Origin of the sequence: Yersinia rochesterensis (genome assembly GCF_003600645.1) — a bacterium.
Lineage (GTDB): Bacteria > Pseudomonadota > Gammaproteobacteria > Enterobacterales > Enterobacteriaceae > Yersinia > Yersinia rochesterensis.
Map to the genome: position 1 here is coordinate 2,225,840 of NZ_CP032482.1, position 14,092 is coordinate 2,239,931.

The following is a 14,092-nucleotide window of genomic DNA, read 5'->3' on the forward strand; positions in this document are numbered from 1 at the left end:
GCTAAAAGCCCCAACATAGCCCATAATCTTTATTTAGAAGCGCGAAAAATACTCGGTGACAGAGAAGGAGCCGGTTTAGTGATAACGGATGGACCGCCTGGGCATATTGATCAAATCAAGCAAACCAATGCAGGGGCTGTTTATCGGCTGATTGATTTGTTCGGCCCGATATCCCGTATTGAACTGTCTAAAAGGGCGCAACTGGCCCCCGCCAGTATCACCAAGATTGTGCGGGAATTGGTTGAAGCGCATCTGGTGAAAGAGACCGAATATCAAGATGTGGGCAGCCGTGGGCGGCCAGCAATTGGTTTGGTGCTCGATACCGAGGCTTGGCACTACGTCTCTGGGCGAATCAGCCGAGGTTTTATTACTCTCGCATTGCGCGATCTCAGCAGTAAACTGGTCGTCGAAGACCAGATTCCATTACCGGATAGTCATCCAGAACCTTTACTTAACCGTATTCTCAGCGAAGTCGAACAGTTCTTTATCCGGCATCAGGAAAAACTTGAAAGGCTGACTGCCATCGCCATTACCATGCCGGGCATCATTGATGCGCCAGCAGGTATTGTGCATAAAATGCCGTTTTATGACGTCAATGAGATGCTACTTGGCCCGGCGTTAGAAGAGTTAACTGGGTTACCGGTTTATCTGCAACATGATATTTGCGCTTGGACGATGGCTGAAGCTCTGTATGGGGCTTCGCGCGGCTGCCAGAATGTTATTCAAGTCGTGATTGATCATAATGTTGGCGCTGGGGTGATTACTGCTGGCCGAGTATTACATGCGGGTAGCCGTAGTGTTATTGAAATTGGTCATACTCAAGTTGACCCTTATGGCAAACGCTGTTATTGCGGTAATCATGGTTGCCTGGAAACCGTTGCCAGTATTGAAAATATGCTGGAAATTGCTCAGCAACGATTAAATGGCTCAATGAGTTCTTTATTACATGGCTCACCACTGACCGTTGAATCTTTATGTGATGCGGCTTTAACTGGTGATCAATTAGCTAAAGATATTATTTTGGGTGTTGGCCATAGCGTCGGGCGAATTATTGCCATTATGGTCAATTTATTTAATCCAGAAAAAATTCTGGTTGGTTCACCATTAAATAAAGCGGCCTCTATTCTCCATCCCGCCATTGCATCTTGTATCCGCCAGCAAGCGCTTCTAGCTTACAGTGAGAATATTCTTGTTGAACCGACCGCATTTTTTAATCAGGGAACCATGCCCGGAGCGGCACTGGTAAAAGAAGCATTATATAATGGCTCATTGTTGGTGAAATTACTCCAAGGATAGGGCGTCACTAATAATTAAGAGTTAATTATTAGTGAGTATATGGGCCATATTCCCAGTATTATTGGGCGCTATCCGTTAAAAATATCACCCAGTTCAGCAAAACATTGCGCTAACGCAAGCTGTCTGTTGTCGGCATCGCCTAGACTTTTATCTATGTTATCAATTTCGCTAATATTAGGCGGAAAGACTTGAGTCGACGTGGCCAGATTGCGGAGTATTGTTATGTTAACGCGTGTTTTTGTGACGGGTACCGACACAGCTGTTGGTAAAACCGTAGTGTCACGGGCCTTACTTCAGGCCTTAAGCCAAAATGGCAGAACAGCTGTGGGCTATAAGCCGGTAGCGACAGAGAGTCAAGAAACTCCGGATGGATTGCGTAACCAGGATGCACTGATTTTACAAGCTTCATCTTCAATTGAAGTGGATTATCAGGAAGTTAACCCATACCCACTGGCTGGGGATGTTATCCATGCTTGTTCGGGCACCCTCATTAACTACAACAAAATGACGGAAGGATTGCGGCAATTAGCCACCAAAGCCGACACTGTTGTCGTCGAAGGTTGTGGCGGCTGGAAAGTGATGATGAATGATCAGCGCTTTTATTCTGATTGGGTGGTGCAAGAGCAGTTACCGGTTATTTTAGTCGTCGGAATTAAATTAGGCTGTATTAATCATGCTTTATTAACAGCTCAAGCTATTATCAATGATGGCTTACCCTTATTAGGGTGGGTTGCTAACCGTATTAATCCCGGACTTGCCCATTATGCTGAAACAATCGCAATGTTACGCGAGCGTTTACCTGCACCACAATTAGGGCAATTACCTTATCTGCCGCACCCAGAACAAAAACCTCTGGCCAAGTATTTAGATCTAACCGCAATGGTTAAGTAATATATTTATATCCGCCATATTTCAAGTTGCATGTGCGTTGGCCGCCTTTCTGCGACTCGAATTATTTAGGGGCTATGACGGTTACTTGTTGATAGTGTTATAAGTGAAATAGTGTTATTGGTAAAATTAATAATCGTCTCTAATTGACGTCTTTATCGACGCATTTTAGCGTGAATGATAGACAGAAATAGGGCGTAACCAACGGGCTATTGTTGTCGAAATAACACAGGATAATAGTAGCCCTGGAAGCAGGGTGTATTCACCGGTCATTTCACACACCATCAGCGCGGCCATGATAGGCGCGTGCGTGGTGGCAGCCAGCAATGTCGCCATTCCTGTTAATGCCATTAATAGCGCAATATTGTCACCAAACATATTGCCACCAAACCATGGCCACCAGGCAAACATTTGCCCACATAACATACCTAGCGCCGCACCAACAAACAGAGTGGGGGTAAATACCCCGCCGGGAGCCCCCGAGCCGCTACTGGCCAATACCGCCAATAACTTACAAATTAGTATGCCGCCAATTAATAAAATCCCCGGAGGCGTGGTTAATAATGATTGCACCACACTGTAACCATTGCCCCAGACTTCCGGGAAAATTAGCGATAATAACCCTACAATTATCCCGCCCAGTGCTAATTGTAGTGGCGGTGATAAATTCAACGACCGAAAAGCATGTCCGCTGGCGGTCATCGCTTTGAGAAATAGAGGCCCACAAAAACCGGCTAATAATCCTAATAGTGCCATTAGGAGATACTGTATCGGCCAGGGGGATGGCAGTGCTTGTACTTGATACAGTGTTTCCTGACCGCCGTGTAACAAATTGCTGGTGAGCAATGCACTGACGGCCGCAATAACCACTGGCCCGAGAGAAGCCAGCATTAGAGTACCGAACAGAATCTCTGCAATAAATAAGCTACCAGCCAGTGGTGCATGATAGGCGCTGGCCATACCGGCGGCGGCACCACAAGCAACCCATAATTTCCATTCTTTGGGTTTGGCATAGCGCTGTGCGAAAACAGAAGCAAACAATGCCGCCAAAAGCACCATCGCGCCTTCACGGCCAATAGCACTGCCGCTAGAAACCACCAATAATGAGGCCAGGGACTTGATTAAACTGGCGGAAACATCTAATCGACCATCTCCAATTTCAATGGCCTCCATATAATCGGTAGGGGCGCTGGGCTTTTGATGTCGATAACGCTGATAGACCCATAATAATGATCCTGCGGCCAGCCCACCTAGAGCCGGTGTTACTGCACGCCGCCAGCCATTAATAGAAGAAGCCGCCGCGACCAGGCTGCCATCCGTCCGAGCAAATAATACCCACTCAAGACCCAACATTGCCTGATGAAATAACCAAACAATCACCGCAGACATGATGCCCAGCATGATGGCAATTATCAGTCGGCGCAGCATTGCGCGGTAGTAATACCAATGAGCGGGCCGTTTCATAGCAAAAAACTGACTGACATATCGCGGTTGGCCCCATATTTTTATCATAAAGAGGTAGGTATACAGATAGATTGTTACTGGTCATCACGCTAATGACCAGTAAATTTTAGGGTAGGGCCAAATTAATAATATCCTACGCCAATACTGCTTTTTGTATAGATGACTCCCGAAGTAATATTTTCTTGATACTACTCAGTAAAATTCCACATTAATATAAATAATAAGTATATATTGGTGTTTTCAAACGCAGCTTTATTCTCAGGGAAGGACAAGTACCATGAAGGAAACTATAAGCGTTCGCAGCCAGATATTATGGTTGCTGTTGTTATCACTTTATCCGGTTGCATCAGCGGCTCTTCTTTACTTTATCATCCCGAAAAATACAGGATATGGTTGGCTTGGGTTATGACATGTTGGCAGTCTTTTATTTCATATTCTGCTTAATCGTCAATATTATCTTTATCTGCCAGACATCAAAGAAACGACCACACCTGAATAAAGAATCCTGGATATATATGTTTCCTGTCCTGTCCCCCGTGTTATGTGGGTTCTGGCTGGTTCCGGTTTGATGAAGAGTTGATAAGCATAAACGGAAAGGGTGCACCGAAAAGTGCACCCTAAAATCAAAACGTTATTCGCCGTCAGTGATACGGGTATAAACAATCTTCTGGGTATCATTTTCACAATGCCCAACAACTTGTCCACCCGCTTGTTGTACCTGATCGTTAGGAACGATATCCAATTTAAAACCAGATTCAGGCACGCCATTACTGATAATCTTTTGCGTGATATCGGCTTTGACACTTTCACAAGATGCCAAAGCAGCCAATGGTGCTAAAGATAATAACAATACGCTGATAATAAACGTTTTTTTCATCATAAAATCCTTATGTGGATGAATAGCTTGCCTAACCTAAGGATAGCCTTGGTTCACATAACCTCAAGTTAATCTGAGCCAATCTCGTCTATTAGGGATTAATCTTACGACCGGACAAACGATCCAGACAGCGTTGGGTGTTAGGTTCCCAATAAGCATTGAGATTTTCGCTGCTTTCGCAATTATCTTTCGCATCTTCAGCACGGTCGTCTTTATCGAAATTCTTTTCTACCCGGTTATTCACTTTGTTACGCAGGCGCTGGGTTTCATCCCATTGTTGTTGGCTTTGGCGTGCTTGTTCTTTTGACATTGGGTCATTGTTCCCGCCAACGGAAACACAGGTGCTACCTTGAGTACAAGTGGCCGATTGCGCCAACGCAGGCGTTTGCCACATCAGCGGTAAAGCCAACACGGCTAAGGGGAGGAAAGCGCGCATCAGGCGTGGCAGGCTACTTATGTTCATCGTCTTAAGTCCTTTATGAGTCGGTGATATTAATTCATCAGGCCATTATCAGCAGATAAAAAAATTATACCATCGCTCGCAGCATCTAGACTAGTCAGTGATAAGCTTGTTGATAATAGGTATACCCGTCATGCTTCAAGCTACATGTGCGGTGAAGCTCAGCGGGGTTCCCTCATTTGCCGCTTTCCTGCAACTCGCATTATTTAGGGCTACTATTAATTCCCACAACTGTTTTGACGTAACTCATTGTCAACATTAAAAGAGATCTAAATGTGATAAAAACTACGTTACTGTTTTTTGTAACCGCATTGGCTGAGATTATTGGCTGTTTCTTACCTTATTTGTGGTTACGAAAAGGCGGAACTATTTGGCTATTATTGCCAGCGGCAGCCAGTTTGGCCTTATTCGTTTGGCTATTAACCCTGCATCCCACGGCCAGTGGGCGAATCTATGCCGCATACGGCGGCGTTTATGTCGCGACAGCATTAATTTGGCTACGTGTTGTTGATGGTGTGAAGCTCTCAGTATTCGATTGGGTCGGCGCGGCAGTAGCGCTGGCGGGCATGCTAATTATTGTTGCTGGCTGGCGGGTAAATTAAGAGTGGGGCGGTCAACGCCCCAAACACGATATTATCTATCGATATTACTTATCGGCTAACCTTCGCGGTGAATACTTAATCCAGCAAAAGATTGGCTCACCGGCATCATTTCCAGTGTGTTGATATTCACGCGAGCAGGTAATGTGGCCACCCAATATACCGCTTCAGCAACATCTTCAGGTATCAATGGATTGGCCCCATCGTAGGTTTTATTGACTTTATCCCCGTCGCCTTTAAAACGAACTGCCGAGAATTCAGTGCCACCGACCATTCCTGGCTCAATATCCGTTACGCGGATATGGGTGCCATGCAGATCGGCGCGCAGCCCCAGACTAAACTGCTTAACAAAAGCTTTGGTCGCACCATACACATTGCCGCCGGCATAAGGCCAGTTAGCCGCGGTAGAACCGATATTAATAATATGCCCCATATCGCGCGCCACCATTGCAGGAAGCAAAGCTCGGGTCATATTCACCAAACCTTTGGTATTGGTGTCAATCATTGTGTCCCAATCTTCAACATTGGCTTTGTGAGCGGGTTCCAGCCCCAATGCCAAACCGGCATTATTCACCAGCACATCAATGTTTTTCAGCTCTGTCGGGAGTTCATCAATAACATGTTGAATAGCCGCGCGATTACGGACATCTAACCGCACAATATGCAGCGGTTCACCTAATTCGGCCTTTAATTCTTCCAACCGCTCCTGACGCCGCCCCGTTGCAATAACCTGATGACCGTGACTGATAAACTTGCGAGTGATAGCTTCACCAAACCCGGAGGTCGCGCCTGTGACGAAAACGATCATGTGCATTCCTTATTTTTCGGTGCCAATAATATAATTGATATGATTAACATACTCTTAAGTACAGCTGGACGCTATTGCCGTTTGGACGGCCTCTTACGCACTTCATCACCCGCATCACGGCTAAGTGTTAATATATCCACAATTGATAGTAATGCGACTACACCAATAACCACAAATGCTATCTGGAAATTTTCCAACGGGGATGGCCACTGCATTCAATAACCCATTGATCAGCAAGGTAGAGCGGAAACGGAATCGATATAAGATAGCGGAGGTAAAAGGCTTCATGGCCAAGTTACCAGCAAAAACAGCTAAAAGGCCCAGTGGGAGCGAAGCTACAAAATGCGACATTTGTCTTAGTTGGAGCTAACTGTAGTGACGTAACGAACCATGCCCTGGAGCAGTTGTGCAAACCGATGTGATTCATAATTACCGTCACTTGGCACCATCCAAATGCTACTGAACTCCAGTTGGATCGTTGGTACGCCATGTGCCGCGCCGAACTTTGTAATAGTTTCGTTTTTGGAGGCGGCAAAATAGTTGTTTGAATAATTGGAAATACCCTCATTTCGTAATGAGGTTATGAGTTTAGTCACCAGTTCGTCTTTACCCAGCAGCGATTTACGTGACGTTGTCACTAAAATAAACCCCATTATTTCTGCTAGTGACTTGTATGATGATGGGATACAGACATATGGTTGACCGAAGTCAATTAAAGAAAGTAAAGGTGGGATAGGGCGTACTAAGTGAATGCTTATAGGCTAATACTTAGTGCCCCCCTCGATCAGTGCTTCAGTGCTTATTTATTGATCTGCTTACCCTGTTCATCAACAACCCGTTCACCATCTTCTTTGGTAAACGCAGCGCGTTGCACATCAGTCAAAATATCCAGAACCCTCTCAGAAGGTCGGCATAAACGGGTACCCAGAGGGGTAACAACAATTGGCCGGTTAATCAGAATAGGGTGCTGCAACATGAAATTAATCAATTGTTCGTCGCTAAAGGCATCTTCTGCCAAGCCCAATTGTTCATAAGGTTCGACATTCTTGCGCAACAACGCCCGAACCCTGATGCCCATATCTGTAATCAACTTCATCAACTCTTCACGGGTTGGCGGTGTTTCCAGATACAGTATAACTTTAGGTTCAGTGCCACTGTTGCGAATCAATGCCAACGTGTTACGGGACGTCCCACATGCGGGATTATGATAAATAATGACATTGCTCATCGGGATGATCTCTTGTCGAGGCTCCAGTACATTATTGCGCCTGGAGCTATGTGTTAAACAATAGCTAATGTACGACGGATAACCGCAAGGCTAATGCCATCAGTGTGACAAACAGCACAGGGACGGTCATTACAATGCCGACCCGGAAGTAATATCCCCAGGTAATCGTCATATTCTTCTGCGACAAAACATGCAGCCATAGCAACGTCGCCAGACTGCCAATTGGAGTAATCTTAGGCCCCAAGTCGCTACCTATTACGTTGGCATAAATCATCGCTTCTTTGATAACACCCGTTGCTGCGCTGCCATCAATCGACAAGGCCCCGACCAGAACGGTCGGCATATTGTTCATAACGGAAGAGAGGAAAGCCGCCAGAAACCCTGTTCCTAAAGTTGATATCAACAATCCCTGTTCAGCCAGTTGATTTAGCAGGGCAGAAAGGTAGTGAGTCAGTCCTGCATTGCGTAAACCGTAAACCACCAGGTACATACCCAGTGAGAAAATCACAATCTGCCAGGGCGCACCACGCAGTACTTTGCCGGTATTTATGGCATGGCCTTTCTTCGCGACAGCAAGCAAAATCAGTGCGCCAACGGCGGCGACCAAACTGACTGGTATACCGAGTGGTTCGAGGCCAAAGAAACCGACTAACAACAAGACCAGCACCAGCCAGCCGGTTCTAAAGGTACTGACATCTCGGATAGCTTTTTTCGGTTCTTTTAACAGGGAAACATCGTAAACAGCGGGAATGTCTTTGCGGAAAAACAGGTGCAACATGACTAGCGTTGTAGCGATGGCGGCGAGGTTAACAGGCACCATGACTGCGGCATACTCAGTGAAGCCGATGTTAAAGTAATCAGCCGAGACGATATTCACCAGATTCGAGACAATCAGCGGCAGACTGGCCGTATCTGCAATAAATCCCGCAGCCATGACAAAAGCTAAAGTGGCCCCCTGGTTGAAACCCAGCGCCAGCAGCATCGCAATAACAATCGGGGTCAGGATAAGAGCCGCACCATCATTGGCAAACAATGCCGCTACCATCGCACCCAGCAAGATAATCCAGGTAAAGAGCAATCGGCCACGGCCGTTGCCCCAGCGGGCAACATGCAATGCAGCCCATTCAAAGAAACCGGACTCATCCAACAGCAGACTGATGATAATCACGGCGATAAAAGTGGCGGTCGCATTCCAGACAATCTGCCAGACTACTGGGATATCGTCCAGGTGAACGACACCGGTCAGTAATGCCAGACCAGCGCCCAACATTGCGCTCCAGCCAATCCCGAGTCCTCTGGGTTGCCAGATAACCAGAACGAGAGTGAGCAAAAAAATTGCACCAGCCAGTAACATCATGAACTCCATTCATATCTAATTAGATGCATATATACTCTCAATTTCAGCATGAGGACGAAGACGCGCCACTGAGTTTATTTCGTATTTTTTCTCGCTCGCAATTCCACGCTGAATCAATAATGATCGCAGCCCATGCAGGTATTTGGGGCGACAGCCGGTAATGCACCCATTTTCCTTCACGGCGATCGACGACCAACTCAGACTCACGTAACAGAGCCATATGACGGGAAATTTTGGGCTGAGACTCTGTTGTTGCTGTACAGATGTCACAGACACACATCTCGCCGGACTCCCTGAGGAGCATCACGATAGTCGAGCGGGTTTCATCAGCGAGTAGTTTAAAAAGCTGAACAGGCTGTAGCATGTTTAACCTCAAGGAAAGACAATAATACATATGATATTTCATATATGAATTGTTTTAAAGCATAGTTTATAAAACGGAGATTTTTTATAACAAGCTGACGGACTATGGAGTTTCCAGAGTTATCCGTTGGAAGAAAGATCAAGATAAAGACTCAAGCAATGGGGAAAAACCGGCGTTATCGCATCAGCCCAATCATGCTGTCAGTTATACAGATTTCACGTAGCGTCATCGGACAAGAATGAGGGAAGGGGTTTTAATTTGTAGCTTTTGTTATTCTGGCTGAAGTATATAGCTAAAGAATTATGGTTAACAGAAACATGACTCGACTGAATGGATTACAGGTGGGACTAGAAGAAACCCTAGCGCACATAAATATTCAATTTAACATAATATACATTATGCGCACCAAGATGAGGATAGGCAGAATCTGGGGTTTTGTGGTCAGGATTGCCCGTCAGATTTTGCTAAACGACAGACACAAAAAGTCCGCGCTTATTCGTGCCGGTTGTTTACATCAGATAATGCAGGTTTCTGTGAATGTCGCTCTGCTGCTCTGGTGATTCTCATCAGCACCTTACCGGGGGCAACATCTGGCGATAACATCCTCATAAGAGATTTTGAGTTGCGACCTACGTCGGCAGAAATTGCCGGACAACCCTATGTGACCCTAATTAGTATCATTATTATTGAACTGCATCTAGCAAAATCATTCCACTTATAAATATACGAGTTAAGCTTCATAATGAATTGGTAATTTACTTATTAAAAATAACTACTATTGCAAAGAATACTTAGGCAGGTAAATTAATTTATAAAAGGATTAATAAATTGAACCATCTTGATGTGGCAAGTTTTCAGGAGTAAGATTTAAATGGTTAGAGTCAATCGTCGAGTTTTTATTTTAGTAAAGAAAAAATCGAGAGGCTAAGTTAATCATGGATGAAAAAAATAAGCCACTGAATGCCAATAAATTAATTGTAGAATCCCTAAATTCATTGCCACTGATTTCTATTATGGAATACAGTAATGAACCTTGGGTTATAAGAGACTGCGAATCCCGTTATGTGTATGTAAATCAAGCTGGTCTGGACTTTTTAAGTTTACCCGCTGACTTTGATATTGAGGGAAGATTAGATAACGAATGCCCTGCGGATTGGGCAGAATTTGCTGAGCAATATCAAGCCAATGACAGAAAAGCGGAAAAAAGCGGAAAGCGAGTAGCCATTATTTCAACCAATTATTATGGGCGAGACAAAATATTAGAACCCTATTATTTACCCAGGTTTCCTATTTACAATAAAGTTGGTGAATGTATAGGAACATTAACAAATGCCAGTAAATTAAATTTTATTTCTCTTTCCCAATATATAGGCCGCCGTACCCCCTCAGTATTGACACTGACCCCGCCCACTGACCTTTTCAGCGAGAAAGAACTTGAGATAATTTTTTTCATATTACAGCCAATGACTTCTAAAATGGTTGCTAAAAGGCTGTCTTTATCGCATAGGACAATAGAAAATAAATTAAGATTGATATATGAAAAGTCCGGTGTTAGATCCATAAATATGTTTAGAGAATATTGTGGTCACTTAGGTTTAGATTTATATATCCCACCTAAGTTTGTAAAACCTTGCGTTCAGGGTTAACCCCATACTCCAATAAATAATATCAAGTAAGAAAAGCAGAACTTACATAGCGGTATTGGAAAATAGCCGCTCCCTGCCCTTTTACTCCGCCATATTTTGCCACGAATGCGGTTATCGCTCATCGCATGATTTTACTTTAGACCCATTATCAAGCTGCCTAATCGCCGGGGTAAGGCCGGTTGCGACGGTGGCTATCACCACAGCAACTGCGGAAGCCAATAAAACAGCGGAATTACCGTAATGCATACTCAGTGGGCCTGCCGCAAGTTCCCCAATGGGGATCGCCACGAATGACCCCATAGCATCATAGGCATAAACACGAGCGAGTTTATTGGGGGGAATATGCGTTTGTAGCGCATTCGCCCAAACCACACCGAATTGACCAAAACCAATCCCAGCAATAAAAAATCCTGTCATCAGAATGAATGTTGAAGAAACCATACTGAGGAGAATAATCGGGATAGCGCAAAACGAAACCAGAATCACACCAATAAACAAGTCGCGTCGAGGACGCCAGCGCAGAGCAATAAATGAGCCGATAATCAGGCCAACACTTTCTGCTGCCACTATCATGCCCCAACTTGCCCGACCAAATGAATTATCGGCAATGATCGGGCCAAGGATCATCACGACACCGCTGAAAGCGGCATTAATAACCGTGAACTGAGCGACAATAGACCACACCCACGCACGAGCAATAAATTCTTTCCACCCATCGCGCAGATCCTGCAAGATGTTGGTATTTGATGCTAAAGATGGTGCTGAGTTGGTTCGAACAAAAAAATAGAGTGGTGCGGAGGCAGCAAATCCTAAAGCATCAACAGCTAAACCCCATCCTGGCCCAACAGCACTGGTCAGAATGCCGCCTAATGAAGCTCCAATCACTGTTCCTGCATAGATACCCACTTGAATAAAAGCATTGGCCGCCCTGAGGTTATAGGCGGGTACAGTTTGTGGAACCATAGCCGAAGAAGCAGGTAGCGCGATACCCGCCGCTGCGCCATTAATAGTTCCAAGTACAGCCAACCCCATGATGGTTGCTGTTCCATCAAGCACTAACCAGGCAACAACGCCTTGGGATAAGGCGGCAATGGTAGATGAAGAGAGCAACACCATGCTGCGGGAATAGCGATCGGCGAGTACCCCACCAATCAATAAGAAAGCCACATTGAAAATAGAGCGCGCTGCAACCACCAAACCTAAGTCGGTGGCGGAACCGCCAATATCCAGCACAGCAAAAGCCAAGGCGATAGGCGCAATGCCATTGCCTAATACCGTGAGAAGTCGGGCGAAAAATAAGTTTCTAAACGGCGCATAGTGAAATACATGGCGGGAAGATGAGCCTGCGGTATTGGCATTCACTCATTTTTCTCCGCGCTGATGTCGCTATTTTCTCGATTTTTGAAGGGGTTTTTAGTCGCCGCGCTAGCAGGTTCTTGTGGTTTATTCATTTTGGCAACTTGTTGTGGCGGTGCATGGTCGTTAACGTGTCAATGGATCTTACGTTTTTTAAAACGCTATTTCAATATTTTGCGATGCGGCCACCCTATTCTACTTTTAATCAGGTTGATTTGATTAACTCCAAATTAGCTCATTTTAACTTTTTGAATTTAAACAACAATAAGCCAACGATCGCGCTACGCGAATTCTGTATTTTTTGCAGTACCGTAATGATGCAGAATCCACGTAGTCGTGTTGAGAAATTGTCTCTCCCTACCCTGCAGATTCACTTTGATTTTGCCGTCGACGCGTTGAATGTGATTTATAGCACATGCCCGCTTAACTATCTTACTATCCGGACGGGATCACTCCTCATTCATCTGGAACAATGCGAATCCGTTGTTTAATATGTAGGTATCCTGTCTACGCTATCAGCAAATTATATATTTATGAAAAAACTTATTAAACGGCTGGAGATCATTAAAAGCGGTATTGAGCTTGAAGATGACGACATTATTCGGCATCAACTCCCTTATCTTAAAAGTGAGACTCAGGATGCTGTGCTTGTTTTTATCGTCATGGCGATCGAACAGGGAAAATTCATCCATGCTCTGGAAGCTATTTCAGCATGGTTGGGCAGTAAGCAAGGTGTCACGCAGTGGCAAGATATCGAATTATCAGCTTGCAAACTTGAGCTGAAAGCGCTGGAGGAACAGTTAAGCGATTTGATTGATAAACGCAATGAACGTATTCAGTTGCTAGATGATTTTAATGACCTTTACCTGGTGCGCCTCGGCCCATTAATGAAGCAAATCCTCAATTTACGCAAACAGTTGGCGGAAAGTACCTTGCGTAAAGCCGAGGCGGAAGCCCGTCGCAGAGAGCGCGATTATCGCAACTGCCAACAGTATATTTCTCAAGCTATAGATGAGCTTGCTTCGCTAAAACAGCGCTGGCTGTCACTCTCCACCATCTCGAATGAAACTATTGAGATTCGAAACCGGATTCAGCAACAAGCTGAGTTGATTACCGCATTGCTGGCGGAGATCAAAGGATTGGAAAACAGTTTTTGCACCCGCAATACTGAGTCAACACGCAAAGCCCGTGAAGAAGCCAAAGAGAAATACGAAAGTTATCAGGAAAAACAAACCGATGCCGAGCAGCGGCTCAATAACGATAAGAAACTCTCTTCTGAACAACGTCAGGAACTCAAGCGGTTATGGCGGCAAGCTAGCCGGCTGTGCCATCCAGATTTAGTGGCGGATGAGTTTAAAGAGAAAGCCCATCAACTGATGGTTCAGCTTAATCAAGCTCGCCAAAAAGGGGATTTTCCGACAATTCATGCTTTGCTGGAGAGTTTAAAGCAAGGGCTTGAGCCACTGATGGCCAGTGACCTTATTGATGACCTTGAACGGCTTCGCCGAAAAATTAATGATGTCAGGAAGCAGATTGACGTGATATTGCACGAGCTGAACACTCTTGAGGAAGAAGAATCATGGCGACTGGCCACTTCTTTACCCGATAAAGATAAATGGTTCAGAGAGCAAGAGAATGTATTATCCACGACGCTTAATCTTCTTGAAAGACAGGTTAAAGAAGCATCAAAAGTGCGGTATGAAGCCGGATATTGAAGAGTAAAAGCCCGCGCTACACGGGCTTTTCAAG

General features: G+C 45.1%; 15 protein-coding genes and 1 pseudogene. 6 read left to right on the forward strand and 10 right to left on the reverse strand.

What is annotated here, in order from left to right:
* Positions 1–78 precede the first annotated feature (78 nt).
* Both mlc and bioD read left to right on the forward strand, forming a co-directional pair.
* The gene (gene mlc / locus DXZ79_RS10410) at positions 79–1,296 is read left to right on the forward strand and encodes a sugar metabolism global transcriptional regulator Mlc (RefSeq protein WP_038632921.1); all 1,218 of its coding nucleotides are present in this window, start codon (positions 79–81) and stop codon (positions 1,294–1,296) included.
* 222 nt (positions 1,297–1,518) lie between these two features.
* On the forward strand, positions 1,519–2,187 hold the full coding sequence (gene bioD / locus DXZ79_RS10415) for a dethiobiotin synthase (RefSeq protein WP_042562369.1): 669 nt from the start codon (positions 1,519–1,521) through the stop codon (positions 2,185–2,187).
* Positions 2,188–2,352: 165 nt separating this feature from the next.
* Here bioD and clcB read toward each other — a convergent pair whose 3' ends face one another.
* Positions 2,353–3,648: a voltage-gated ClC-type chloride channel ClcB gene (gene clcB / locus DXZ79_RS10420; RefSeq protein ID WP_042562370.1), complete on the reverse strand. Its 1,296-nt coding sequence runs from the start codon at positions 3,646–3,648 to the stop codon at positions 2,353–2,355.
* Positions 3,649–3,925: 277 nt separating this feature from the next.
* On the opposite strand from clcB, the gene DXZ79_RS21125 reads away from it, so the two are divergent.
* Entirely contained in the window at positions 3,926–4,057 is a 132-nt protein-coding gene (locus DXZ79_RS21125) for a hypothetical protein (RefSeq protein WP_280524500.1), read from the forward strand.
* Between the two features lie 222 nt (positions 4,058–4,279).
* Here the strand turns inward: DXZ79_RS21125 and DXZ79_RS10425 are convergent, their stop codons facing one another.
* Together DXZ79_RS10425 and DXZ79_RS10430 are read right to left on the reverse strand one after the other, a co-directional pair.
* Positions 4,280–4,525 (reverse strand): DUF1161 domain-containing protein, encoded by a 246-nt coding sequence (locus tag DXZ79_RS10425; protein ID WP_042562371.1) that lies wholly within the window; start codon positions 4,523–4,525, stop codon positions 4,280–4,282.
* 91 nt (positions 4,526–4,616) lie between these two features.
* The gene (locus DXZ79_RS10430) at positions 4,617–4,988 is read right to left on the reverse strand and encodes a DUF1283 family protein (RefSeq protein WP_042562372.1); all 372 of its coding nucleotides are present in this window, start codon (positions 4,986–4,988) and stop codon (positions 4,617–4,619) included.
* 272 nt (positions 4,989–5,260) lie between these two features.
* Between DXZ79_RS10430 and DXZ79_RS10435 the strand changes: the two genes are divergently transcribed.
* On the forward strand, positions 5,261–5,587 hold the full coding sequence (locus tag DXZ79_RS10435; RefSeq protein WP_038632918.1) for a YnfA family protein: 327 nt from the start codon (positions 5,261–5,263) through the stop codon (positions 5,585–5,587).
* A 55-nt stretch (positions 5,588–5,642) separates the two neighbouring features.
* On the opposite strand, the gene ydfG is transcribed toward DXZ79_RS10435, so the two are convergent.
* The 6 genes and pseudogenes from ydfG to DXZ79_RS10465 all read right to left on the reverse strand — a co-directional run bounded on the left by ydfG (position 5,643) and on the right by DXZ79_RS10465 (position 9,341).
* Positions 5,643–6,392 (reverse strand): bifunctional NADP-dependent 3-hydroxy acid dehydrogenase/3-hydroxypropionate dehydrogenase YdfG, encoded by a 750-nt coding sequence (ydfG, locus tag DXZ79_RS10440; RefSeq protein ID WP_038632915.1) that lies wholly within the window; start codon positions 6,390–6,392, stop codon positions 5,643–5,645.
* 71 nt (positions 6,393–6,463) lie between these two features.
* Positions 6,464–6,725, reverse strand: a pseudogene (locus DXZ79_RS10445) (MFS transporter); the annotation flags it as partial.
* Between the two features lie 23 nt (positions 6,726–6,748).
* Positions 6,749–7,030 (reverse strand): hypothetical protein, encoded by a 282-nt coding sequence (locus DXZ79_RS10450; RefSeq protein ID WP_145540826.1) that lies wholly within the window; start codon positions 7,028–7,030, stop codon positions 6,749–6,751.
* 161 nt (positions 7,031–7,191) lie between these two features.
* Positions 7,192–7,620: a glutaredoxin-dependent arsenate reductase gene (gene arsC / locus DXZ79_RS10455; protein WP_038632897.1), complete on the reverse strand. Its 429-nt coding sequence runs from the start codon at positions 7,618–7,620 to the stop codon at positions 7,192–7,194.
* A gap of 64 nt (positions 7,621–7,684) precedes the next feature.
* Positions 7,685–8,974: an arsenic transporter gene (locus tag DXZ79_RS10460; RefSeq protein WP_038632895.1), complete on the reverse strand. Its 1,290-nt coding sequence runs from the start codon at positions 8,972–8,974 to the stop codon at positions 7,685–7,687.
* 46 nt (positions 8,975–9,020) lie between these two features.
* Positions 9,021–9,341 (reverse strand): metalloregulator ArsR/SmtB family transcription factor, encoded by a 321-nt coding sequence (locus DXZ79_RS10465; RefSeq protein WP_038632892.1) that lies wholly within the window; start codon positions 9,339–9,341, stop codon positions 9,021–9,023.
* A 935-nt stretch (positions 9,342–10,276) separates the two neighbouring features.
* On the opposite strand from DXZ79_RS10465, the gene DXZ79_RS10470 reads away from it, so the two are divergent.
* On the forward strand, positions 10,277–10,987 hold the full coding sequence (locus tag DXZ79_RS10470; RefSeq protein WP_038632886.1) for a helix-turn-helix transcriptional regulator: 711 nt from the start codon (positions 10,277–10,279) through the stop codon (positions 10,985–10,987).
* Positions 10,988–11,098: 111 nt separating this feature from the next.
* Here DXZ79_RS10470 and DXZ79_RS10475 read toward each other — a convergent pair whose 3' ends face one another.
* Positions 11,099–12,349: an MFS transporter gene (locus tag DXZ79_RS10475; protein ID WP_038632884.1), complete on the reverse strand. Its 1,251-nt coding sequence runs from the start codon at positions 12,347–12,349 to the stop codon at positions 11,099–11,101.
* Between the two features lie 527 nt (positions 12,350–12,876).
* Between DXZ79_RS10475 and DXZ79_RS10480 the strand changes: the two genes are divergently transcribed.
* Entirely contained in the window at positions 12,877–14,058 is a 1,182-nt protein-coding gene (locus tag DXZ79_RS10480) for a DNA repair protein (protein WP_038632878.1), read from the forward strand.
* Positions 14,059–14,092: the final 34 nt, after the last annotated feature.

Coding starts and splice junctions, on each gene's coding strand:
- bioD (WP_042562369.1), top strand. CDS start 1,519: ATGTTAACGCGTGTTTTTGTGACGGGTACCGACACAGCTGTTGGTAAA.
- clcB (WP_042562370.1), bottom strand. CDS start 3,648: ATGAAACGGCCCGCTCATTGGTATTACTACCGCGCAATGCTGCGCCGA.
- DXZ79_RS21125 (WP_280524500.1), top strand. CDS start 3,926: ATGAAGGAAACTATAAGCGTTCGCAGCCAGATATTATGGTTGCTGTTG.
- DXZ79_RS10425 (WP_042562371.1), bottom strand. CDS start 4,525: ATGAAAAAAACGTTTATTATCAGCGTATTGTTATTATCTTTAGCACCA.
- DXZ79_RS10430 (WP_042562372.1), bottom strand. CDS start 4,988: ATGAACATAAGTAGCCTGCCACGCCTGATGCGCGCTTTCCTCCCCTTA.
- ydfG (WP_038632915.1), bottom strand. CDS start 6,392: ATGATCGTTTTCGTCACAGGCGCGACCTCCGGGTTTGGTGAAGCTATC.
- arsC (WP_038632897.1), bottom strand. CDS start 7,620: ATGAGCAATGTCATTATTTATCATAATCCCGCATGTGGGACGTCCCGT.
- DXZ79_RS10460 (WP_038632895.1), bottom strand. CDS start 8,974: ATGTTACTGGCTGGTGCAATTTTTTTGCTCACTCTCGTTCTGGTTATC.
- DXZ79_RS10465 (WP_038632892.1), bottom strand. CDS start 9,341: ATGCTACAGCCTGTTCAGCTTTTTAAACTACTCGCTGATGAAACCCGC.
- DXZ79_RS10470 (WP_038632886.1), top strand. CDS start 10,277: ATGGATGAAAAAAATAAGCCACTGAATGCCAATAAATTAATTGTAGAA.
- DXZ79_RS10480 (WP_038632878.1), top strand. CDS start 12,877: ATGAAAAAACTTATTAAACGGCTGGAGATCATTAAAAGCGGTATTGAG.